General features: G+C 38.9%; 20 protein-coding genes. 17 read left to right on the forward strand and 3 right to left on the reverse strand.

The genetic code is table 11. From position 1 onward, the window contains the following. Positions 1-263 precede the first annotated feature (263 nt). Genes FIU87_RS06190 through FIU87_RS06200 form a run of 3 tightly spaced genes read left to right on the forward strand, consistent with a single transcriptional unit; the run spans position 264 to position 2,957 of the window. The gene (locus FIU87_RS06190) at positions 264-1,004 is read left to right on the forward strand and encodes an ABC transporter ATP-binding protein (protein ID WP_152443771.1); all 741 of its coding nucleotides are present in this window, start codon (positions 264-266) and stop codon (positions 1,002-1,004) included. Continuing rightward, on the forward strand, positions 997-2,211 hold the full coding sequence (locus tag FIU87_RS06195) for an ABC transporter permease (protein WP_152443772.1): 1,215 nt from the start codon (positions 997-999) through the stop codon (positions 2,209-2,211). The genes FIU87_RS06190 and FIU87_RS06195 overlap by 8 nt, the downstream gene beginning before the upstream one ends. Before the next feature lie 20 nt (positions 2,212-2,231). After that, the gene (locus FIU87_RS06200) at positions 2,232-2,957 is read left to right on the forward strand and encodes an EcsC family protein (RefSeq protein ID WP_152443773.1); all 726 of its coding nucleotides are present in this window, start codon (positions 2,232-2,234) and stop codon (positions 2,955-2,957) included. A 48-nt stretch (positions 2,958-3,005) separates the two neighbouring features. On the opposite strand, the gene FIU87_RS06205 is transcribed toward FIU87_RS06200, so the two are convergent. Next, on the reverse strand, positions 3,006-4,214 hold the full coding sequence (locus tag FIU87_RS06205; protein WP_152446440.1) for an amidohydrolase: 1,209 nt from the start codon (positions 4,212-4,214) through the stop codon (positions 3,006-3,008). A gap of 135 nt (positions 4,215-4,349) precedes the next feature. Between FIU87_RS06205 and FIU87_RS06210 the strand changes: the two genes are divergently transcribed. The 4 genes from FIU87_RS06210 to FIU87_RS06225 all read left to right on the forward strand — a co-directional run bounded on the left by FIU87_RS06210 (position 4,350) and on the right by FIU87_RS06225 (position 7,676). Beyond that, positions 4,350-5,039 (forward strand): phosphatase PAP2 family protein, encoded by a 690-nt coding sequence (locus tag FIU87_RS06210; RefSeq protein WP_152443774.1) that lies wholly within the window; start codon positions 4,350-4,352, stop codon positions 5,037-5,039. A gap of 141 nt (positions 5,040-5,180) precedes the next feature. Beyond that, the gene (gene liaF, locus FIU87_RS06215; RefSeq protein ID WP_152443775.1) at positions 5,181-5,978 is read left to right on the forward strand and encodes a cell wall-active antibiotics response protein LiaF; all 798 of its coding nucleotides are present in this window, start codon (positions 5,181-5,183) and stop codon (positions 5,976-5,978) included. Beyond that, a complete protein-coding gene (locus FIU87_RS06220; protein ID WP_367643910.1) occupies positions 5,971-7,032 on the forward strand; it encodes a sensor histidine kinase in 1,062 nt (353 codons plus the stop codon). Before liaF ends, FIU87_RS06220 begins: the two co-directional genes overlap by 8 nt. Next, positions 7,032-7,676, forward strand: coding sequence for a response regulator transcription factor (locus FIU87_RS06225; RefSeq protein WP_152443777.1), 645 nt, complete (start codon positions 7,032-7,034; stop codon positions 7,674-7,676). Before FIU87_RS06220 ends, FIU87_RS06225 begins: the two co-directional genes overlap by 1 nt. A gap of 319 nt (positions 7,677-7,995) precedes the next feature. Here the strand turns inward: FIU87_RS06225 and FIU87_RS06230 are convergent, their stop codons facing one another. Further along, positions 7,996-8,508 carry an antibiotic biosynthesis monooxygenase family protein gene (locus tag FIU87_RS06230; RefSeq protein WP_152443778.1) on the reverse strand — a complete coding sequence of 171 codons (513 nt, stop codon included), beginning with the start codon at positions 8,506-8,508 and terminating at the stop codon, positions 7,996-7,998. A gap of 290 nt (positions 8,509-8,798) precedes the next feature. Between FIU87_RS06230 and FIU87_RS06235 the strand changes: the two genes are divergently transcribed. From FIU87_RS06235 to FIU87_RS06270, 8 genes are all read left to right on the forward strand, one after another. Continuing rightward, entirely contained in the window at positions 8,799-10,892 is a 2,094-nt protein-coding gene (locus FIU87_RS06235; RefSeq protein WP_172971152.1) for a transglycosylase domain-containing protein, read from the forward strand. 228 nt (positions 10,893-11,120) lie between these two features. Then, positions 11,121-12,776, forward strand: coding sequence for an ATP-binding protein (locus FIU87_RS06240; protein ID WP_152443780.1), 1,656 nt, complete (start codon positions 11,121-11,123; stop codon positions 12,774-12,776). 114 nt (positions 12,777-12,890) lie between these two features. Continuing rightward, the gene (gene hemE, locus FIU87_RS06245) at positions 12,891-13,943 is read left to right on the forward strand and encodes a uroporphyrinogen decarboxylase (protein WP_172971153.1); all 1,053 of its coding nucleotides are present in this window, start codon (positions 12,891-12,893) and stop codon (positions 13,941-13,943) included. 339 nt (positions 13,944-14,282) lie between these two features. Continuing rightward, the gene (gene hemH, locus FIU87_RS06250) at positions 14,283-15,224 is read left to right on the forward strand and encodes a ferrochelatase (protein WP_152443781.1); all 942 of its coding nucleotides are present in this window, start codon (positions 14,283-14,285) and stop codon (positions 15,222-15,224) included. Between the two features lie 25 nt (positions 15,225-15,249). Continuing rightward, entirely contained in the window at positions 15,250-16,674 is a 1,425-nt protein-coding gene (gene hemY / locus FIU87_RS06255; RefSeq protein ID WP_152443782.1) for a protoporphyrinogen oxidase, read from the forward strand. 180 nt (positions 16,675-16,854) lie between these two features. Next, positions 16,855-17,373 carry a TetR/AcrR family transcriptional regulator gene (locus FIU87_RS06260; RefSeq protein WP_253905524.1) on the forward strand — a complete coding sequence of 173 codons (519 nt, stop codon included), beginning with the start codon at positions 16,855-16,857 and terminating at the stop codon, positions 17,371-17,373. A gap of 70 nt (positions 17,374-17,443) precedes the next feature. After that, the gene (locus FIU87_RS06265; protein ID WP_152443784.1) at positions 17,444-19,624 is read left to right on the forward strand and encodes a YhgE/Pip domain-containing protein; all 2,181 of its coding nucleotides are present in this window, start codon (positions 17,444-17,446) and stop codon (positions 19,622-19,624) included. 174 nt (positions 19,625-19,798) lie between these two features. After that, the gene (locus FIU87_RS06270; protein WP_152443785.1) at positions 19,799-20,809 is read left to right on the forward strand and encodes a LacI family DNA-binding transcriptional regulator; all 1,011 of its coding nucleotides are present in this window, start codon (positions 19,799-19,801) and stop codon (positions 20,807-20,809) included. Positions 20,810-20,861: 52 nt separating this feature from the next. Here the strand turns inward: FIU87_RS06270 and yhfH are convergent, their stop codons facing one another. After that, positions 20,862-20,996, reverse strand: coding sequence for a protein YhfH (yhfH, locus tag FIU87_RS06275; RefSeq protein ID WP_152443786.1), 135 nt, complete (start codon positions 20,994-20,996; stop codon positions 20,862-20,864). A 151-nt stretch (positions 20,997-21,147) separates the two neighbouring features. Between yhfH and FIU87_RS06280 the strand changes: the two genes are divergently transcribed. Both FIU87_RS06280 and FIU87_RS06285 read left to right on the forward strand, forming a co-directional pair. Continuing rightward, positions 21,148-21,891, forward strand: coding sequence for an MBL fold metallo-hydrolase (locus tag FIU87_RS06280; RefSeq protein WP_152443787.1), 744 nt, complete (start codon positions 21,148-21,150; stop codon positions 21,889-21,891). Continuing rightward, entirely contained in the window at positions 21,891-22,877 is a 987-nt protein-coding gene (locus tag FIU87_RS06285) for a lipoate--protein ligase (RefSeq protein ID WP_152446442.1), read from the forward strand. Before FIU87_RS06280 ends, FIU87_RS06285 begins: the two co-directional genes overlap by 1 nt. The last annotated feature ends 34 nt before the right edge of the window (positions 22,878-22,911 follow it).

Consider the following 22,911-nt stretch of genomic DNA (forward strand, 5'->3'; position numbering starts at 1 on the left):
AATGGTTGGAGCTCATGTTTCTGATGATTGTTTTCGGCTTTGCGAATCGGTTAAGTCCCGCAACGACCGAGAGTGTCTTAACGCTTTTTTTACAAAAGAGCAAAACTGTCTTTGACAGTCACCTCATTTATAAGAAGTCATTTAAGGCTTGTTAGCAACTCTATCCCCTTCGTTATATATCTTGCGCAAATCATTTGAAATTATGTTATGGTAAAATTTATATTACAGTACATACTTTGGTTTTTTAGAAAGGATAGATCTAGATGAGTTTATTGGAAATTAACGGGTTAACTGGTGGGTATACAAACCAAGCAGTGTTAAAGGATATTTCCTTTGAAGTCAAACCAAATCAGCTTGTAGGATTAATCGGGTTAAATGGGGCTGGGAAAAGTACCACTATTAAGCATGTGATTGGAACGATGGAACCAAAGAAAGGCTCCATTAAGATAAATGGTCTTTCTATCAAGGAGAATACAACAAAGTATCGTTCAACTTTTACCTTTATTCCAGAAACGCCTATTTTGTATGATGAGCTGACGCTGTATGAGCATCTGGAATTAACGGCAATGGCATATGGGCTTAGTAAAGAAACCTTTGAAGAAAGGCTACATCCTTTGTTAAAAGAGTTCAGAATGGAAAAGCGATTAAAGTGGTTTCCAGCTCATTTTTCAAAAGGGATGAAACAAAAGGTAATGATTCTTTCTGCCTTTTTAGTAGAGCCTAAATTATATATAGTCGATGAACCATTTGTTGGACTAGATCCATTAGCAATTCATGCGCTATTAGAAATGATGGACAAGGTCAAAAAGAGTGGAGCTGGAATATTGATGTCCACTCACATTTTGGCGACAGCAGAGAAATACTGTGATTCTTTTGTTATATTGCATGAGGGAGAAGTACGTGCGAAAGGAACGCTTCAGGAGTTAAGACAGCAATTCAACCTGCCGAGTGCTTCTCTAGATGATTTATACATTCAACTGACAAAGGAAGAGAGCAATGTTTAAGGTGGAACAGCTTTGGAAAACAAGATTTAGCCAATATGTAACGGATACACGTAAGTACCTGCAATATATGTTTAACGATCATTTAGTGATTGTCATGATATTTTTGCTAAGTGGCCTGGCACTTGCTTATCAAAACTGGCTTGATGTGGTACCACCTGACTTCCCTTATGCTTTAATCATGGGAGCAGTTTTATCGCTTTTATTAACAAGAGGAACGATTCATACGTTTTTAAAGGATCCTGATCTTGTTTTTCTTTTACCGTTAGAAGAAAAGCTGAAGCCCTATATAAAAAAGTCATTTCTCTTTTCCATTGTTTTAGAAAGCTATTTCTTACTCATCGTGTTTGCTGTTTCGGTGCCATTGTTTCTTACGCTAACAGATACAACTTTCCCTGTGCTGTTATCCATTCTTTTGCTTCTAGTTGGAGTTAAAGCATGGAACCTCTGGCTAGCATGGCTTTTAAATTTATATACCGATAAGAAGGTTCGAAGAGTGGACTGGATTATTCGGTTTGGACTAAATTTCGGCTTGCTTTTCCTGGTTTTTTCAAAAGCGAATGTATTCCTTGTACTTATTCTAATTGGAGCGATGGTTGGTATGCTCTTTTATTTCCAACAAGCGTCCAAAACCATGAACTGGAAATGGGATTTGTTAATTGAAAATGAAACGAAACGGATGCAGTTGTTTTACCGAGTGGCGAATCTATTTGTGGATGTTCCAGGTTTAAAAGAAAAAGTAAAGCGGAGAAGGTGGCTCGATTTCCTTTTAGGCACAGTAGCGTATGAAAATAAAAATGCATATCAGTATTTATATTTGCGTACATTTCTTCGCTCAGGTGACTATTTTGGACTGTTTGCGCGCCTTCTGATTATAGGTATAGCGTTACTTTTGACGCTGCCTGTCGGCTATGCGACCTACTTTATTCCTGCATTCGTGCTTTACCTCACTGGCTTTCAGCTCATTCCGATGTGGAGGCATCATTACAATAAGCTGTGGATTACAATTTATCCTGTGGAAGAGGAACATCGCTCTACTGCCTTTACCAAGTGGATTTTTTACATTTTATCCGTTCAGGCGATCGTTCTTGGTGGGGTAACATTTTTTGTTGCTCCCTGGCATTATGCTTTAGTGAGTATAGCAGGCGGTATTGTGTTTTCTTATCTTTATGTACAGTTTGTTGTAAAAGGAAAGCTAGCCAAGCTATAAATGCGGAGGTTAAGGAGTAGATTAATGTGTACGAAGAGAAGGTGTTAGGGGAAGTAATAAAATGGAAAATGCTGCTTTTGAAAAAGCCATCCATGCTTCAACGAATCTCAAAAGAAGCGCAAAATAAAGTGAATACTTATATTCCCGATAAGGTTCATCACGTGATGACGGAGAGTATCAAGAAAATGGTGCAGGCAACCTTAGTAGGAAGTAATATTTCCACCAAATATAACGTGGAAAATAGTCGTCTCTCTTTGGAAAAAAAGGATGAATTATTGTCGCAAAAACTAAATGTTTACAAGAAAACGGCTGCTGTCGAAGGTGCAGGAACAGGTGCAGGTGGCATTTTACTTGGTATTGCCGATTTTCCTCTCCTTTTATCCATTAAAATGAAATTTTTATTTGAGGTTGCAAACATTTACGGCTACAACATTAAAAATTATGAAGAACGCGTGTACCTTCTGTATATTTTTCAACTCGCATTTTCAAGTGAAAAAAGAAAAAAAGAGGTATTCATGTATTTGGAAAATTGGGAGGAGCATAAAGAAAAGGCTAAAAATCTTGACTGGCGCATCTTTCAACAGGAATACCGAGATCACATAGATTTAATTAAAATGCTACAGATGATTCCTGGACTGGGGGCCATTGTTGGTGCCTATGCCAATTACAATTTTCTTGATCAGCTAGGAAATACGGCGAAAAATTGTTACAGAATGCGAATCCTTAAAGAACTAGGATACAAATAAAAACAGCATGCCAAGATTTCTCCTACAAGGAGCTGGCATGCTGTTTTTTTATTGTTGACTTGTTGGTACAAGGTTTAATTTTTCATGCTGGTGATACATAACCGTAGCAGCCCCTAATGTTTTTGCAGCTACTAAAAGCGCCTTTTCATTTATGTCAAATTTCGGATGGTGATGTGGATAAGCCACCTCTACTCCTTCTGGTTTTGCTCCAGTAAAGAAAAAGGTCCCCTTCACATGCCTTAAGTAGTAGGAAAAGTCTTCTCCGCCCATATGAGGCTCGGTTTCCTCAACAGTTTGAACATCATCAATGGTAGAGGCAACCTCAACTAGATAATCGGTCTCCGCTTTATGGTTTACAACAGCAGGGTAGCCACGGTCAAACACATATTCGTAAGTGGACCCGTTCAACGCACAGGTAGCCTTTGCAACAGTATCAATTTCTGCTTCTATTTGGTCTCGTACTTCATCATTAAATGTCCTAACCGTACCAACAAGCTTTGCCGAATCAGCAATGATATTAAAGGCATTTTCCGCCATGAACGATCCAACGGAAATAACAGCGGAATCGATTGGGTTTACTCTTCTGCTGACAATTTGTTGTAAGTTTAGCACTAATTGAGAGGCGGTCACTACCGCATCTTTTGTTTTATGAGGCTGTGCTCCATGCCCACCAGACCCTTGAACTTTGATAGAAAAACGATCAGCTGCTGCCATTACTGGGCCCACACGATATTGAATAGTTCCTACATCAACACCTGCCCAAAGATGGGTGCCAAAAATCACATCCACATCGTGTAAACATCCATCATTAATCATGGCAATTGCTCCACCTGGTGCATATTCTTCGGCGTGCTGATGAATGAAAACAACGGTTCCTTCTAATTCGTCTTTTAGCTCGTTTAAACATTTGGCAAGCACGAGTAAGGTTGCCGTATGCCCATCATGCCCACAAGCATGCATCACACCATGAACTTTTGACTTATACTCTACGTCTTTTTCATCTTGAATGGGAAGCGCATCAAAATCTGCTCGTAAGGCTACGGTTTTTCCCGGAAGCGCACCTACAATTTTTGCAACAACCCCATTGCCACCAACATTTGTTTGATGAGGAATGCTTAAGTCTGTGTAGTAATCTCCTATGTATTTAGCAGTATGGAATTCTTTGAAAGAAACTTCAGGGAATTGATGTAAATAGCGTCGTATTTCTACCATTTCTTGATAACGACTTTCCAATAGCGCATGTAGTTTTTCTAACATAACCTCTACCATTTCCCTTCACGTGAATTGTTTTTAATTAGTATTCTATATGACTATGAAGAAAAAGAATAGTCATAACTTTCATAAATTTAGTAAAATAAGAGAAGTATGGTGGTTTGAAAGGGGGAATTTGAAATGAAAACAGAAATTAAAACAGGAAGAGAAAAGGGAATGGTAAACAAAAATTGGAGCAGGATAGTTTTGTTCACTATTTGCAGTATGTTTTTTGTATGGTCTTTTACACAAATCATGAAGAAAAGCACAATAGGCTATGACTCTGTGATCCAGGATTTTGTAAAGGGACTCGGAGCAGAAAGTGTCGTTGCGTTTTTTAAAATTTTTACGATGCTCGGGGATAAAACAGGTGTAATTATTGTCTTAGTGATTGCGCTAGTACTGATTTGGTGGAAGAAGAGGGACTATCCGGCAATGGGAGTTCTTGTAGCTGGTGTGATTCTTGTTAATGAAGCGAATAAATGGTTAAAGGACTTTACAGGTAGGGAACGGCCGATGACAGGTCCTGGTGCAGAAAGTCTGAGCTTTCCGAGTGGACATGCCATGGTAGGGTTGTTCTTTTATGGTCTGTTATTATATTTAACACTCGCATATATGACGAAGGGAACTTTTCGAATTGTTGTAGCTGTTTTAGGAGTCCTCTTTATCGCTTTACTTGGTACAAGCAGAATTTTTTTGAATTACCATTATCCATCGGATGTTCTTGCTGGTTATGCAATGGGGTATACTTGTTTGCTTTTAGGTTTAGTTGTTTATGAATGGCTACAAATGCTACTGGTGAAAAGAGAAACGAAGGATGTATCAAATTAATGTCTTCCAGCTTCCCCTAATTTCGTATTTTTCCGACCTGAGACGGATAGAGAAACTAGCTAGAGATTGGGTTTTTTTACCCATCAGAATAGTACAATATAAGTAACCAATGAAAATAGGGGAAGGAGGAAATGAATAAACATGAAAACAGTAAATCAAAAATTATTTGCAATTTTTGTTGTCTTTTTAGGGATTATGCTACTTTTAGTCAACATTGGTATCATTTCCTTGGAAATAAAACAGATTTTTGTCACTTATTATCCTATTCTCATTATTCTTTTAGGATTGAAGCTTTTAATAGACGCACTCTTTCATTACAAAAGCTCATTATTTGTGAGTATTTTCCTGTTATCACTCGGGACTTTATTACTGTTAGATCGGTTAGACTATATGAGGTTTGAATTTCAGATGTTTTGGAAATTATGGCCCCTTTTGATCATATATTTCGGTATTAAGTTATTTGTTAATAAGAGACCTGTTAAATTTCAAGTGACAAAAACGGATGACGACTTAGACGAGATTTTTACAGATTACTCTGAGAATGATGAGGAAGCAGATCAACCTAGAACCGGTACGAAAAGAGTCATTACAATCGGCGATATGAAGATGAATAAGCAAAATTGGCCTGTGGAGCCATTGAAGGTATGGAATGTAGTGGGAGATTATTATTTTGATTTTAGTAAGGCGTACATTCCTGACAAAGAGACACATATTCAAATTAAAGGTGTAGTGGCAGATCTTAAAATGTTAATTCCAGAGGATTTGCCAGTTAAAATCTCTGCAAATGTAAAATTAGGGCAGCTTAGTGTTTTTGGAGACACCTCAGATGGAAAGGGTAATAAGCTTTTTTACGAAACTTCTAACTATGAGGAAGCGACAAGAAAGCTCAACATTATATTAGATATGAAAATAGGAGATGTTCGAATTGATCATGTCTAAGAACGGAAAAAGAATTGAAAGTCTAAGATTTTGGTATATTCGCTCCTTTTTACTAGTTTCCATCGTGTCCTCCTTCTTATTCTTTCTTTTTATGCAAACGATATTATTATTCTATCAAAGAGGCCTGCTAATCAATGTACAATGGAGTGTCCTTCTTACTCTGGTCGCATTTTTGATCACTGTCTTGACGAGCGTTTATATTGGCTATAAGCATAGTAGCTATATGAAGAATAGGCTCGACCGTATCTCCACATTTATCGCTACCTTAACAAGGGGGAAATACTCCGAGAGGATTATTGTTGGAGAAAAGGACGAACTGGGTAGGTTAGCAGAAGATATCAATCAACTAGCCAATAAGATACAAAATCAAGTGAAATCCCTGCAAAAGCTTGCGGAAGAAAAAAATGAACTCGCAATAAAAGCACATAATGCAGCAACTATTGAAGAAAGACAACGGCTTGCACGAGAGCTGCATGATTCGGTCAGTCAACAGTTATTTGCACTAAGTATCATGTCATCTGCGACTATAAGACTGTTTGATTCGCATCCTGAAAAGGCAAAAAAACAGCTCACCGAAATCGCTTCGATTGCTGCCAAAGCGCAAGGGGAAATGAGAGCGTTGTTATTACATTTACGACCAGTGTCCTTAACAAACGATTCCCTTTCTGTAGGGATTCAAAAGCTGCTTGTCGAACTGGAGGAAAGAACGCCAATTTCCTTTCAAAAAGACATTGCTGAAATTGAGAATCTTACGAATGCAACGGAGGACCATTTGTTCAGAATTATTCAGGAAGCCATATCCAACATTCTTCGCCATGCGGATGCTACAAATGTGAAAATAACCATGCAGCAAAAGGGAAGCAATTATGTATACATATTTATAGGTGACAATGGAAAGGGATTTGATTTAAATCAGCACAAGCAGTCTTCTTTTGGATTGCATACAATGAGAGAGCGTTGTGAAGAGATTGGTGGACAGTTCAATATTCGATCTAAAAAAGGGGAAGGAACACATATCGAAATACATGTACCTTTTAGAAAGGAGGAAGGTTGATGGAAAGAATCAAAGTAGCAGTGGTGGACGACCATGATATGGTTAGAAAGGGGCTGCTTGCATATTTAGAGACAGAATCAACGATCGAGGTTGTTGGGGAAGGAAATAGCGGGAAAGCAGCTGTGGAAATTGCCAGACGTGAACAACCGGATGTGATATTGATGGATTTACTGATGGAAGATGGGAACGGTATAGAAGCTACAAAGGAAATTATTGCATTTTTACCAGATTGTAAAATTATTATTATTACGAGTTATTTTGATGATGAACAGGTGTTTCCAGCTATTGAAGCAGGAGCATATAGCTATCTATTAAAAACTGCCAGGGCTGAAGACATTATTGTAGCAATTGGCAAGGCTATGCGCAATGAGCCTGTCATTGAACCAAAAGTGGCCAATAAAATGATGAACAGGTTTCGTACGCCAACGAAAGTTCTACATGATGAATTAACAGATCGTGAGCTTGAGGTACTTATGTGTCTTGGGGATGGTTTAACGAATCAGGAGATAAGTGACTCCCTATATATCGGCGTAAAAACAGTAAAGACACATGTTAGCAATATTTTAAGTAAACTGCAGGTGGCAGACAGAACACAGGCCGCCATCTATGCAAATCGGCATGGAGTTTTAAAAGAAAGAAATTAAGAAAGAGGCTGGGACAAAATTGTTTTAGCCTAAGTAAAAACCGAACTGATTGGAGTATTTGATCTAATCAGTTCGGTTTTTTTAGTATTAAAATATGCTTTTACTTCTTAGATGACACCAGCGGTTGATTGGAGTGCAAGACGTAGACTCCTGTTTAGAGAAGTGGCCAATGTGAGACCCCGCAGGCGAAGCCGAGGAGGCTCACGGGTCACCCGCGGAAAGCGAAGTCTTGCACGGAAATCAATAGCGGTATTTAATGCGGGCATTAATATTGTTCGTTTTTTTGTTTGTGTCTTTAAGTTTTGTCCTAGTCTCTTTTTTAGTCTTGTTGGGCAACGAGATGATAGGTGGTTACATAAGATGGTCGTGGGAAGATTTGTTGCTTTTGGTCGACTCCTTCTGAAGTTCCTCTTTTTTCATGTGCCTTATCATAGGCTTTAGATTCCTGCCATTGTGTAAAGTACTTTACATCTTCCCATAGAGTTAGAATACAATAGGTGTCAGAATTTATAGGACGCAACACCCGAATCGCAGCAAAACCAGGCTCTTTTTCAATAAGTCCTGCTCGCTGGCTAAAGCGATATTCAAATACTGGTCGACCCTCTTCAGAAACAGGAATATTGTTCAGTACGGCAAATTTTCCACGTGACATTTCCCCAACGGCATCTAATATCTCGAACCTTTTTCCTGAATTAAAACTAGACTGTTCATTTGTTTCATGCATCAGGACGGCATTATCCTCTCCATGCATTAACAGTAACTCCCCGTGTCCAATCTCTGATTTTAGATTGTCTAAGTAATCAGCTGTTCCAAACGTCATATAAAAATTCATAGGAAACACACTCCTTCGCGGTTAATATAGGTAAATAAATTACAAAATAAGGGATAGGTGAGAAAAAATTTGTAGAATAAGGTAGAATATAAGTAAACTACTGTCATTGTACCCTATTTATTTAGTGAGCATTACCTTTTGACATACATAATTGATTATTCCCGTTTTACAGGAGGAGGTAAACTACTTTGAAACGTTCCGAACGAAAAAAGCTTCCTTTACTAAAAATAATAAATCTAAAATCCGTAATCTCTCAAAAATATTTTCTTGTTCCTATAGCATTACTTTGTATGGCGTTAATAGGCTTCATTGGGTACTTGTTTATCATTTTTTTAGGAGACTATGTCATTGATGAAAAAAAATTGGTGATGGATTCGACTACTACGATGATGGATGAACAGGGTGAGGAAATTGCAACGTTATTTTTTGAAAATAGGGACATTGTTGAAATAAATCAGATTCCAAAACATGTTCAGCAGGCGTTTGTTGCTGTGGAGGATTCTCGCTTTTATGAACATAGAGGCATAGATTTAAGGGCAATTGGAAGAGCCGTCTACAAAGATATTCTTGCGAGAAGCAAGGCAGAAGGGGGAAGCACCATCACTCAGCAGCTTGCGAAAAATATTTTTCTCTCAAACGAAAAATCTTGGCTGCGAAAAACAAAAGAAGCAACCATTGCGATCAATTTGGAAAGACGGTACACGAAAAATGAAATTATGGCGATGTATTTAAATCAAATTTATTTTGGGCATGGAGCTTATGGAGTTCAGGCAGCTTCAGAGCTGTTTTTTAATAAGAGTGTGGAGGATTTAACGATAGAAGAAGGTGCCATGCTTGCAGCACTACCAAAAGCTCCAAATAGTTATTCTCCAATCAATCATCCTGATGAGGCAAAGGCAAGAAGAGACCTTGTTTTGAATGTCATGGAGAAACAAGGATATCTAGAGCCTGAAGAAGCAGTAACGTTAATGGGGAAAACGCTCGGACTGAATGTGCTAGAAACCCCAGAAAAACAAGCCTACCTTACATATATTGATATGGTTACAGAAGAGGCGGAAGTGAAATATGGAATAAGTGGAGAGGAGTTACACAGAGGTGGCTACGTAATTACTGTTCCTATGAATGTAAAGGCACAAGATGCTGCCTTTACCCGCTTTCAAGACAATCAATACTTTCCAGGGAAAAATACTGATGTAGAAGGTGCCTTTGTCCTGATGAATCAAAAAGACGGTGGTGTTCTTGCTGTCATTGGTGGCCGTAATTATGTGACGAAGGGGATTAACAGGGTGCAAATTAAAAGGCAGCCAGGATCGACGTTTAAACCTTTGGCTGTATACGGTCCTTCGTTAGAGGAAGGGAAGTATGAGCCGTATAGCTTATTAAGGGACGAACTATTAACCTATGGAGACGGCGAAAATAGCTATCAGCCAAGAAACTATCACCATCAGTATAAAAAGGAAGTAACCATGTATGAGGCAATACAGGATTCTTTAAATGCTCCAGCTGTATGGGCTCTTAATGAGCTTGGCATTGAAAAGAGCAAGCAATATCTCGATAAAATGGGGTTATCCATTCCAGATAGCGGTTTGGCTATTGCCCTTGGGGGTTTACAGGATGGGGTAACACCACTCGACCTGACAAAGGCATATCGATCTTTTGGTAACAATGGAAAGTCCGTTGAACCGTATTTCATTAAAGAGATAAAAAATAGAAAGGGTAAAGTGATAGCGAAGGCGAAAAAAGTGGAACAAAACGTATTTAGTCCTCAAACTGCCTGGAATATGACAAGAATGCTAGAAGGTGTTGTGGAAGATGGAACGGCAGCTGAGGGAGACATAGAAGGTGACTTGGCAGGCAAAACAGGTACAACCAATTATCCAGAAGTGGATGGAGCCATTAAAGATACGTGGTTTGTTGGATATACAAAGGATGTCGTTGGTACGGTTTGGATGGGATACGATTCGACAACAAAAGAGCAGTATTTAACCGGCGGAGGAGCCTACCCAACGAGACTAATGAAGGATATTCTCACGGATGCTAATCTTGATAATCAGTCATTTGCGGTGCCAGCTGGAGTAACCGACTTAGAGAATCCTATAGTACTCCCAGACAATCTAACATTAAAAGGCAGTATCGGATTTCATCCGTTTTCCCTGTTTAAGGCAAATTTAAGCTGGAACAAAGCAGAGGATGAAAGAGTGGTCTACAGAATTTATGCTGTCGTAAAAAACGAGGAGCAACTTGTGGACGAGGTCAAAGGGGACAGCAACTATACCGTGAAAAACGTCAACATCTTTCATACGCCTGAGTATTACGTTGTCCCATACAACACCCAAACGAAAAAAGAAGGAACACCATCTGAAAAAATAAAACCAGTGTTTTGAAAAGGTTGTTTTCGCATACTTTGATGCTACTGCGTATAGTGAGGACACCCGTAATCAACGTTGCTGTCGTGCTCTTTTCGTGGAGGAAGATTGAAACATGTGGCAATTTTTCTTCGCATAAAGATTGGAAAAAGTCTTAAAGCCGACTTTTTCTAAGGTTTTAGCAACAATCTTTTAGAAAAGAGCCTTTAAAAAATAGAAAAAGATTCATTAAGGGAGTAGCAAAAAATGAATAGAATAACGGAGAAGCTACCTGGTGTTGTTTCACAAGCAAGGCAAGTGTGGACGATGGAGAAAACAATAAATGCCAACCAGCTCCACATGATTCATAAAAAAAACAAGCTAATGCTCGCTGTTTTTATCATTTTAGTATCGTGTGGACTGGTTACCAATCTCTTTATATTTCCTGTCATCGTACCTGTTATCATCATTACTTCAATGGTTGGATTTGCAATCGTAACATATTTTGTCCGGCATCCAAATCTTGCAAAGCAGGGAATGTATGTTATCGTCTGCATCTCTTTTGTACCATTTTGGGTGATTGCGTATTTGGATTTAGATGTGATTAATTTTTTCTTTTTGACTCTGCCATTAATCATGTCATCCATTTATAATCGACTATTGCCAATAATAATAGCCAGCGCACTTACTTTCATAACCATGATATACTTCTATTTTTATTATTACGAAGCCGTATTCTATAATAATTTGAAAGTCGATGTCTTTTATTTTTTACTGTTTACATTATTTGTGACGGTGTATTTAATTTTCTCAAGTAGATTTATCGGCAACATTTTACACAAAGCGGAAGAAAAAGAGAAGAGGACAACTCGAGAGCTATTATCAACAAAAGAATACTTAGAGGCATATTTCAATAACACAACAGATGCAATTGGGGTATATGATCTATCAGGAATGCTTCTTAATGCAAACGGGTCTTTTGAAAAAATGTTTGCGGTAAATGCAGAAAAATACATTGGTACTTCGACAGATTTCTTATCCTTTACATCTAGTAAATCATTAAACGTGCTACAAACGAAATTAGACAATCAGAAGCAATTGTCCTTTGAATTATTGACCCATACAGCTATGGAAATTCAGATTGATGTTAATATTACTGTCACTCCCGTACGTGGGGAAAATGGCGAAATTCTTGCACTTGTGTTCCTCATAAAGGATGTTACCGATAAGAAAAGAACGGAAGAAGCCTTGATGCAATCGGAGAAGCTGTCTGTTATTGGGGAGCTTGCTGCCGGGGTGGCACATGAAATACGTAACCCCGTTACCGTTTTAAAAGGTTTTGTTCATCTATTATCCAAGGAAACGGATGACAAAGAATTCTATCACATAATGGACAAAGAACTAGAACGTATCAATCAAATTACTAATGAGTTTATGGCGCTTGCAAAACCACAGGCGATAAAGATAAAGAAAGTAAATTTCAAAAACCTTATCCAAGAGGTTTATGCTTTTCTAGAAAGTGAAGCATTTATTCACCAGGTCACAATAGAGGTTTATCATCCTAACGGAGAAATTTGGATTGATTGTGAACCAAATCAAATAAAACAGGTACTGATTAATATTATTAAAAATGGAATGGAAGCAATGCCTAGTGGTGGGAAGATTCATATTCAAACTGGCCTTAAGAACGAGTATGTACATCTTGCCATTAAAGACGAGGGTTGTGGGATTCCAAAAGACTTGCTTGATAAGGTAGGAAAGCCCTTTTTTACGACAAAAGATAATGGAACGGGACTTGGATTAATGGTTTCAATGAAAATCATTGAAAACCACAGTGGAAATTTTATCATGGACAGCAAGGAACAGAGTGGAACGACGGTGAACATTTACCTTCCATTTTCGACTGCTGCTAAACCCGAATAATCGTCAATTTTATGAACAATACGCGCTAATTCTATACTTTCCTTACATTTATAGGTATAGTGTAACATGACAGAAGTGAAACGTAGTAAAAGAAGAACATGGGAAGGGGTCATCATAGTGAATCAACAAAAGTTTAACGATACATTTTTACGAGCATGTAGAGGGGAAAAAACAGAACATGTTCCACTGTGGTATATGAGACAAGCAGGACGCTCTCAGCCAGAATACCGCAAAATAAAAGAGAAATATTCCCTTTTTGAAATTACTCATCAACCGGAGCTTTGTGCTTATGTAACAAAGCTACCTGTGGACCAATACAATGTGGATGCTGCCATCCTTTATAAAGATATCATGAGCCCGCTACCTGCTATTGGTGTGGATGTGGAGATTAAATCTGGAATTGGTCCTGTTATTGATAACCCAATTCGTTCCCTACAGGATGTGGAAAAGCTTGGAGAAATCACCCCTGAAGAGGATGTGCCTTATGTACTTGATACCATTAAGCTACTTACTAAAGAACAGCTTAATGTACCTTTAATTGGTTTTGCTGGTGCACCCTTCACGTTAGCATCTTATATGATCGAGGGCGGACCATCCAAAAACTACAATAAAACTAAGGCGTTTATGTATGCTGAGCCTAAAGCATGGTTTGCATTAATGGATAAGCTCTCAGAAATGACGATTACTTATGTACGCTCTCAGATTCATGCAGGTGCAAAGGCCATTCAAATTTTTGACAGCTGGGTAGGAGCATTGAATGTAGAGGATTATCGCTACTTTATTAAACCAACCATGAACCGAATTTTTTCTGCTTTAAAAGAAGAAGAAGTTCCTTTAATCATGTTTGGTGTTGGTGCTAGTCACCTTGCAAACGAATGGCATGACCTCCCTCTTGACGTTGTTGGCCTTGATTGGCGCTTACCGATAGCGGAAGCAAGACAGCGTGGAATTACGAAAACAGTTCAAGGAAACCTTGATCCTGCCATTTTGTTGGCACCTTGGGAGGTTATTGAAGAGAAAACCAAAGCGATTCTTGACCAAGGGATGGAGCAACCAGGTTACATCTTCAATTTAGGGCACGGTGTATTCCCGCAGGTTCAACCAGAAACATTAAAACGTTTAGCTCAGTTTGTTCATGACTATTCTTCTAATAAGGCTCTTTTCTAAAAAATTGTTGCTATTAACAATGAAAAAGTCGGCTTTAGACTTTTTCTAATCATTAGGCTGTGTTAAAGAAGAATGTTGATCATGAGAAGGTTATAGCTGTTGATTGTAGCAAAGGCGGAGACTCCCGCGGGAATGAAGCGGTTGACTGGAGACCCCACAGGCAAGGCCGAGGATGCTCTAGCACCGCCCCGCAGGACGCGGAGCCATTTGCGGAAATCAACAGCGTCGTTTAACAGAGCTAATCTTTAAAGAAAGAAAAATTGCCACATATATAAAGCAACAATCAGTGCGAAATTCGCCTCTAATAAAAACTAATCTATAAAAGCGAGGTAAGCTACTATGTCAAAGAAAAAAATGGGCTTATTAGTAATGGCATACGGTACGCCATACAAAGAAGATGACCTAGAGCGCTACTATACTCATATTCGTTATGGAAGAAAACCTTCCCCTGACATGCTGCAGGATTTACGTGACCGATATGATGCTATTGGAGGTATTTCTCCTTTAGCTCGCATTACCGAAGATCAGGCAAACGCATTAAAGGAGCATTTAAACAGCATTCAAGATGAGATTGAATTTACGGTTTATCTTGGATTAAAGCATATTGAGCCATTTGTGGAAGATGCCGTACAGCAAATGAAGGATGATGGAATAGAGGAAGCGGTAAGTATCGTTCTGGCCCCTCATTTCTCCACGTTCAGCGTAAAGTCATATAATGGCCGTGCAAAAGAAGAGGCTGAAAAAATTGGTGGACCATCCATTGTTTCCGTGGAAAGCTGGTATGACGAGCCAAAGTTTATTCAGTACTGGGTAGACCGTGTGAAAGAAACGTTTGGCTCTATGCAGGATGAAGAGCGTGAGAAGGCAGTGTTGATTGTGTCTGCTCATAGCCTTCCAGAAAAAATTATTCAAGCAGGCGACCCGTATCCACAGCAGCTGCAAGAAACAGCTGATTTGATTGCAAAAGGTGCAGGAGTCGAAAATTATGTTATCGCTTGGCAGAGTGAAGGAAATACACCTGATCCATGGCTAGGCCCAGATGTTCAGGATATCACCCGCGAGCTGCATGAAACGAAAGGATTCACTTCCTTTGTTTATACACCAGTAGGATTTGTATCAGATCACCTAGAAGTGCTCTATGATAACGACTATGAGTGCAAGGTCGTAACAGATGAGCTTGGTGCCAAATACTATCGTCCGGAAATGCCAAATACGCAACCAGCGTTTATTGATGCAATGGCAACGGTAGTATTAGAAGAATTGAAAAAGAGTAAAATGTAAATCTAAAAAAGAAGGCGATGGAACCATGATTGAGGAGAAAAAAAGGGTTGTCATCATCGGAGGAGGCATTACAGGCCTATCCGCAGCCTACTATCTTCAAAAAGAAAGCAAAGAAAAAAATCTTAATATAGAAATTACCCTAATCGAGGCAAGTAATCGCTTGGGGGGCAAAATCCAAACGGTTAAAAAAGATGGCTATATCATTGAACGCGGACCAGATTCTTTTCTTGAGCGAAAGAAAAGTGCAGGCAGACTGGTAAAAGAAGTTGGTCTTGAAAATCAACTTGTAAACAATGCGACTGGTCAGGCATTCATCCTGCTTAAAGGCGAACTGCACCGCATGCCTGAAGGGGCTGTTATGGGCATACCAACAAAGCTATCCCCCTTTGTAACAACTGGTTTATTTTCTCCGATTGGGAAGATTCGCGCAGCTGCAGACTTAATTCTACCTGCATATAAAAGCGAAGGAAAAGACCAATCACTTGGCTCTTTTTTCAGAAGAAGACTTGGAGATGAAGTTGTGGAAAATCTCATTGAGCCCTTATTATCTGGAATTTACGCCGGAGATATTGATAAGCTCAGCCTGCAATCAACTTTTCCCCAGTTTCAACAGGTGGAAGAAAAATACCGGAGCCTTATACTAGGAATCAAACAGACCACTCCAAAGCAACCTGCTCATAAGAAAAAGGGAATGTTTCAAACCCTTAGAGGTGGTCTGCAAATGCTCGTTGGTGCAATTGAAGATAAGCTGAATCAAGTGAAAATACTAAAAGCGGTAAAAGTAGACACTTTAAAGAAAAATGGTGATGGCTACCGGTTATCCCTTAGCAATAGCAAAACTATTGACTGTGAGAGTGTAATTGTAGCAACTCCTCATCATACGATTGGAAATATGATGAAAGATATTGATTATCTTGCTCCCCTACAACAGATGAACTCTACCTCTGTTGCTACTATTGCTATGGCGTTTGATGCCTCTGCACTTAAAAAGGACATTGATGGAACTGGCTTTGTTGTTTCAAGAAATAATGATTATACGATTACTGCTTGTACCTGGACACATAAAAAGTGGCCTCATACAACGCCGAAAGGAAAAGTAATTCTTCGTTGTTATGTAGGTCGAGTGGGAGAGGAAGCCATCGTTGATCAAAGTGACGAAGAAATCAAAAAAGTTGTTTTAGATGATTTAAATAAGATCATGAAAATTGATGCCGAACCGGACTTTTCCATTGTCACCCGTTGGAAAGAGGCGATGCCTCAATATGCGGTTGGTCACAAGGAAATGCTTCGTCAAATAAGTGAGCGTCTTGCTACAGATATGCCTGGTGTATATTTAGCTGGTAGTTCCTTTGAAGGCGTCGGTCTTCCTGATTGTATTGATTCAGGAGAGGCTGCTGTTAAAGCAGTATTGCAAACATTAAATACAGAAAAACCTGTTATACGAGTTTAACCTCAAAAGATTCAGTTGGTGTACACAGCAGCTGAATCTTTTTTTTCTTGCATTTCGATTGTAAAGGGACTAAAATATAAAAAGACTAATTGACTAAATTGACCATTTAGTCATTGTGAGGAGGGAACTCAACTGGATCGCAAACAAAGTATTCTAGATGCTGCACTCAAATCCTTTTCCATGTTTGGTTATAAGGCCACTACCATGGATCAAGTAGCCAAAATTGCTAATGTAGGAAAAGGAACCATTTACACTTTTTATTCCAATAAAGAGGAACTTTTCAGCGAGATTATAGCTGGAATCTTAAAAGAAATGCGGACTGTAGCCGAACGTTCGATTAAACCAGACAAATCATTTTTTGAAAATGCTCACTTAGCTCTTATTAGTTTACTTGATTTTCGAAATGAACATCAATTAACTGTTAAACTAATTCAAGAAGAAAAAGAGATAGGGACAAAGGTGGTAAATCAGGAATTACATCGCCTAGAAGAAATGATCATCTGTTTTATCAAGGAAAAAATTGAAATAGCGATAGAAAAAGAGGAGATTAGAAAGTGTAATTCAGAAATAACTGCTTTTATCATGCTCAAGCTCTACGTGGCATTAGTGGTGGATTGGGAAGAGCATCATACTCCCTTATCAAAAGAGGAAATTGCTAACTTATTTGAATTATATTTTGTAAAAGGATTGTCATTGTGATGATCCTTTACATTTGCAAATGAATGACCAAATGAGAAAAGTAGTCATAAAGTAAAGGAGACCCTATAAAATGAAAAGTATTTTAGCAGAATGGAAAGAATTATTTACAAATAAAAAACTGCTTGTCCCAGTTTTAGCAGTACTATTTATCCCACTACTTTACAGTGGAATGTTCCTTTGGGCTTTTTGGGATCCATATGACCAACTGGATCAGCTTCCTGTTGCAGTAGTAAATTTGGATGAAGGTGCTATATATGAGGGAAACACATTAACAATCGGTGAAGATCTTCAAGAAAACCTTAAAAAAAATGACGGCTTTAAATGGGAGTTTGTCTCAAAGGATGAGGCTTATGATGGTTTAAAAGAGCAATATTATTACATGGTGATTGAAATCCCTAGTGATTTTTCTAAACATGCCACAACTCTTTTGGATGATAAACCTTCTCCCTTGGAAATGAAATTTGTTCCAAACGAAAGCTATAATTTTCTGTCTGCGCAGATAGGCTCCACAGCTATAGAAAAGATCAAGGAAGAAGTCTCAAGCGAACTGACTAGTACGTATGCAGAAGCAATGTTTTCCAATGTGGAAACAATGGCAGAAGGGTATAAACAGGCAGCAGAAGGTAGCAATAGTTTAAATAGTGGGGTGCATGAATTAAAAGACGGCTCCGAGACGTTGAAAAAAGGGCTAGAAGAGATTGCTGATAAATCCATTGTTTTTCAAAAAGGAGTAGGGAGAGTAGAAGCAGGCGTTGCGGGTATTCATCATGGAAATGAAGAACTGTCAAAAGGATTGGCGCAACTCGTTAAAGGACAGGAAAAGCTATCCGTGGGATCGGTTTATCTCCATAATGGAGCAAAAGCACTTAACGAAGGTTTAAAAGATAGCGATGCAGGCGTTTCTCAACTGCTTCAAGTAGAGGGTGAGCTTTCTAAAGGAGTGCAAGGATTGGCAGAAGGGTTATCTCATATCGCTGCAGAGACCACTCAGTTTAAAAAAGGAGGGGACGAGGCAAAAGAACAAGCCGTTAAGTTAGCGGAAGGAATGGGACAACTGAAACAATTGCTACAGCCAATTATCGATGAGGCCAGTGAGGAAGAAAAAGCTCAAATTACAGCACAAATTGCAGAGCTTACCAATGGCTCAAACGAACTTTCACAACGACTGTCACAGCTAGAACAAGGTGCAATTGGATTAGAACAAGGTACAGTTATGATGGAGCAGAACGGAAAGAAACTTGCCGAGGTTCAGATGGGTTTTGCAAAGGGCTTAGAAGATTTGGCAAAAGGGTCTGAAAAACTTACAGTAGGTTCGTCTGAACTTGTAGCTAATCACCAAGAATTTAATCAAAAATTCACAGAATTCGGCAGGGGATTAGGAGAAGCAAACAAAGGTAGCGCAAAGCTTACTGAAGGTACTAATCAACTTGTGGCTGGTATACAAGAACTGAATGGAGGAGCATCACTATTTCAACAAGGTACCTCTGAATTGGCAGAAGGGTCAAAGAATATTTATTCCGGTTTAGCAGAAGTTGGAAAAGGAACAGAAACCTTGAAAGAGAAGTTAGAGGAAGCTTCTGAAAAATCAGGATCGGTGAATGGAACAGAGCAAACGTATGATATGTTTGCTAATCCTGTGCACGTAAAGGCAGAGGTTGATAACGGTGTTCCTAATTATGGAACCGGTTTTGCCCCTTACTTTTTATCCTTAGGTTTATTTGTGGGTGCGTTGCTTTTATCCATTGTGTTTCCTTTACGAGATCCTGCAGGAACTCCGAAATCCGGAACATGGTGGTTCGTAGGAAAAGTAGCAGTACTTGCAGTAGTGGGAGTATTACAAGCTCTTTTAGCAGACGGTGTGTTAATATTAGGTTTAGGAGTGGAAGTGCAAAACCTTACATTTTTCATCTTTTTCAGCATTCTTACTTCTTTTACTTTTATTGCTCTAGTCCAATTTTTGGTCACCACGCTTGGTGATCCAGGAAGATTTGTTGCTATCATCATTTTGATTTTGCAACTAACAACCAGCGCAGGTACTTTCCCGCTTGAGCTTATTCCTAACATGCTACAACCATTTAATCTGTTTTTACCGATGACTTATTCGGTATCAGGTTTTAAAGCTATTATTTCAAGCGGTGATTTCAGTATTATGAGGGAAAATGTAAATGTACTAATAGGATTTATGTTGGTAATGCTCGCTGGAACTTGGTCCTATTTTATGTTTAAGTATAGGAAGCTTTATAAGAATTAGAATACAGATAGTATGTGTCAATCATTTGCCGAAGGAGCCCAAAAGAGTAGGGCTCCTTTTCTAATTTCAAAAATAGGATTGTAAACACTTACATTTCCTTTTATACTAGTAGATGTGAAAACGATTTCAAAATCTTTTCACAGAATCTATCAATTCTTTAAGGTGGCGAGACTTGTGGCAACAATAGAAGATGTAGCACGATTAGCAGGGTTATCCCGAACCACAGTTTCCCGTGTCATCAACAATCATCCATATGTATCAGAAAAAAAGCGTATGCTCGTATCAAAGGCAATGAGCGAGCTTGGCTATGTTCCAAACTCATCAGCTAGAAGCCTGCGTAGTCAGAAAACGGAAATGATCGCGCTTTTGATTCCTCGTGTAATGAACCCTTTTTTTAGCGAGCTTATTGAACGAATGGAAATGGCAGCTGCAGAAAATGGCTATCAGCTCATCATTTGTCAAACTAAATACTCGAAAAAAAAGGAACTAGATTACTTGAATCTGTTAAAAACAAGGCAAGTGGATGGGATTATTCTTTCTTCCATTCAAAATGACTGGAATATCATTCAGCCCTTTTTGGATTATGGTCCGATTGTTTTGTGCAATGAATACGAAGATGAAGCAGAAGTGCCGTCTGTTAGGCTTGATCAAGTATATGGTGGCTACATATCTACTAAACACTTATTAGAGCTTGGTCATCGTAAAGTTGCTTACTGTACAGGAGGCTATAAAAGCAGTGTTGCAATGGGAAGAGAAGCTGGATTTAGAAAGGCCTTGGCTGAGTACAATACAGATTTTATCGAAGCATTCGTCTTTATGGAAGCCTTTACTATAGAGGATGGCAGAAGGGTTTTTCGCGAAATTCTCGAATTAGACGACAAACCAACGGCTATTTTTAGTGGGGGAGATGAAGTAGCAGCGGGAATTATATCAGAAGCAAAACGCCATGGTTGGAAAGTGCCTGAGGATCTTGCTGTGGTTGGCTTTGATAACCAGGCGATAACTGAGCTGGTGGAACCAACGATTACTACTGTTAATCAGCCAATAGATGAGATGGCACGTAAAGCCTTTCAGGTGATGATGGAGAAGATACAGTCGAAGAGATACCGTCACAAGGAAATATTTGAATATGATCTCGAGCTAATTGTTCGGGAATCAACGGTCAAACAAGGGGTTTACGTATAGAAGTACAGAAAAAAGAGCGCTTATGGGGATGAGCGCTCTTTCTTATAGACTATTATTTTAGTTGACTAGACATACACTCATTACAATGGTTACCATAGCACTCGTGCTGTTCATCCATTGTTTTTTTGCATTCTACGCATTTTTTCGGCGGCAAGGTTTTGAAAAATTCAGTACTTTTTACTAGCATTGTGATCACCCTCCGTTTGTTATTTGTTAATAGTGTATTATAACAGAACTCGTCCTGTCAACAACTGTTTTAAAACAACTGTAAAAATAGGAAAAATGGAAGGGGTGTGATAGACTTAGATTTGGAAAAAGCAAAAAAGGAGCTGAAAGCGATGAAGCTTACAGTTGTAGGGTTTTGGGGTGGTTACCCAGCAGCAAATAGTGCCACTTCAGGCTATTTAGTTGAGCATGATAATTTCCGACTTTTGATAGATTGCGGTAGTGGTGTATTAGCACAGCTACAAAATTACATAGATGTAACAGAGCTTGATGCCGTCATTTTGTCTCATTATCATCACGATCATGTGGCAGATATCGGTCCGCTTCAATATGCAAGGCTGGTCTCCTATTATATGGGCAAATCGGTTGCTACTCTGCCAATATATGGTCACAAGGAAGATGAACAAAGTTTTACAGCACTAGACCACAAAGAATTTACCAAAGGAATAGCATACCAACCAGATGCCCCCTTGCACATCGGACCTTTTATGATTGAATTTCTAAAAACAACGCATCCCGTACCTTGCTATGCAATGAAAGTGTCAGCGGGGAATAAGAGCTTTGTTTACACGGCAGACTCTAGCTATCAGGAATCATTTATTTCGTTTACTAGTGGGGCAGACTTACTAATTAGTGAATGTAATTTGTATGCTCATCAAGATGGTACGAATCCTGGTCATATGAACAGTCATGATGCTGCAAACATTGCCGAGGGTGCTGGTGTACCACAGTTGCTGTTAACACATCTTCCCCATTTTGGGAACCCGTTACAGCTCGTCAAAGAGGCATCTGAGCGTTATAAAGGAAAAATTACATTAGCACATAAAGGATATAGTTGGGAGAGTGATAAAGAATGATGCTTTTTATTGATAACCAAGGAATTACAGACCCTAGAATAAATTTGGCTATTGAAGAATACGCCTTGAAAAATCTTGATATTGAAGATACATATCTTTTATTTTATATCAATGAACCTTCCATAATTATTGGGAAAAATCAAAACAGTATCGAGGAAATCAACTCAAATTACGTAGAAGAAAATGGGATTCATGTGGTCCGGCGTCTTTCTGGTGGCGGAGCAGTGTATCACGATCACGGAAACTTAAATTTTAGCTTTATTACTAAAGACGATGGGGAGAGCTTTCATAATTTCAAGAAGTTTACCGCACCTGTCGTAGAAGCTTTGAAAAGCTTAGGTGTGGAAGCAGAAATGAGCGGAAGAAATGACATTCTTGCACAAGGAAGAAAAATTTCAGGAAATGCACAGTTCTCAACTAAAGGACGGATGTTCAGCCATGGAACATTGTTGTTTGATTCTGAAATTGAGCATGTTGTCGCAGCCCTTAATGTAAAAAAAGACAAAATTGAATCGAAAGGGATAAAGTCGATTCGCAGCCGAGTAGCGAACATAAGTGAGTTTTTGGAAGAAAGTCTTACCATTGAACAATTCCGTCAGCTCTTACTAGAAGCAATCTTTAAGACAAGTGACATTCCAAAATATGAATTAACGGATGAAGATTGGGAAAACATTCATAAGCTTTCAAAAGAACGCTATCAAAACTGGGAGTGGAATTATGGGAAATCTCCAAAGTTTAACCTCCAACATTCTCACCGCTTCCCGGTTGGACAGATTGATATTCGCTTGGAAGTGAACAAAGGGAAAATTGAAAATGTAAAAATCTTTGGTGATTTCTTTGGCGTTGGCGATGTATCAGAGGTGGAGAAGCTACTAATTGGCATTAATTTTGAGAAGTCTGCAATCGCCCATGCGCTAGAAGATGTGGACGTAAAACATTATTTTGGAAATATTACCAAAGAAGAATTGATTAATCTGATATATTAATTTCATTAGTAGATCCCTAAAAGAGTGTGGTGCT

The sequence above is a fragment of the Bacillus sp. THAF10 genome, from assembly GCF_009363695.1.
Classification (GTDB): Bacteria; Bacillota; Bacilli; order Bacillales; family Bacillaceae_I; genus Sutcliffiella_A.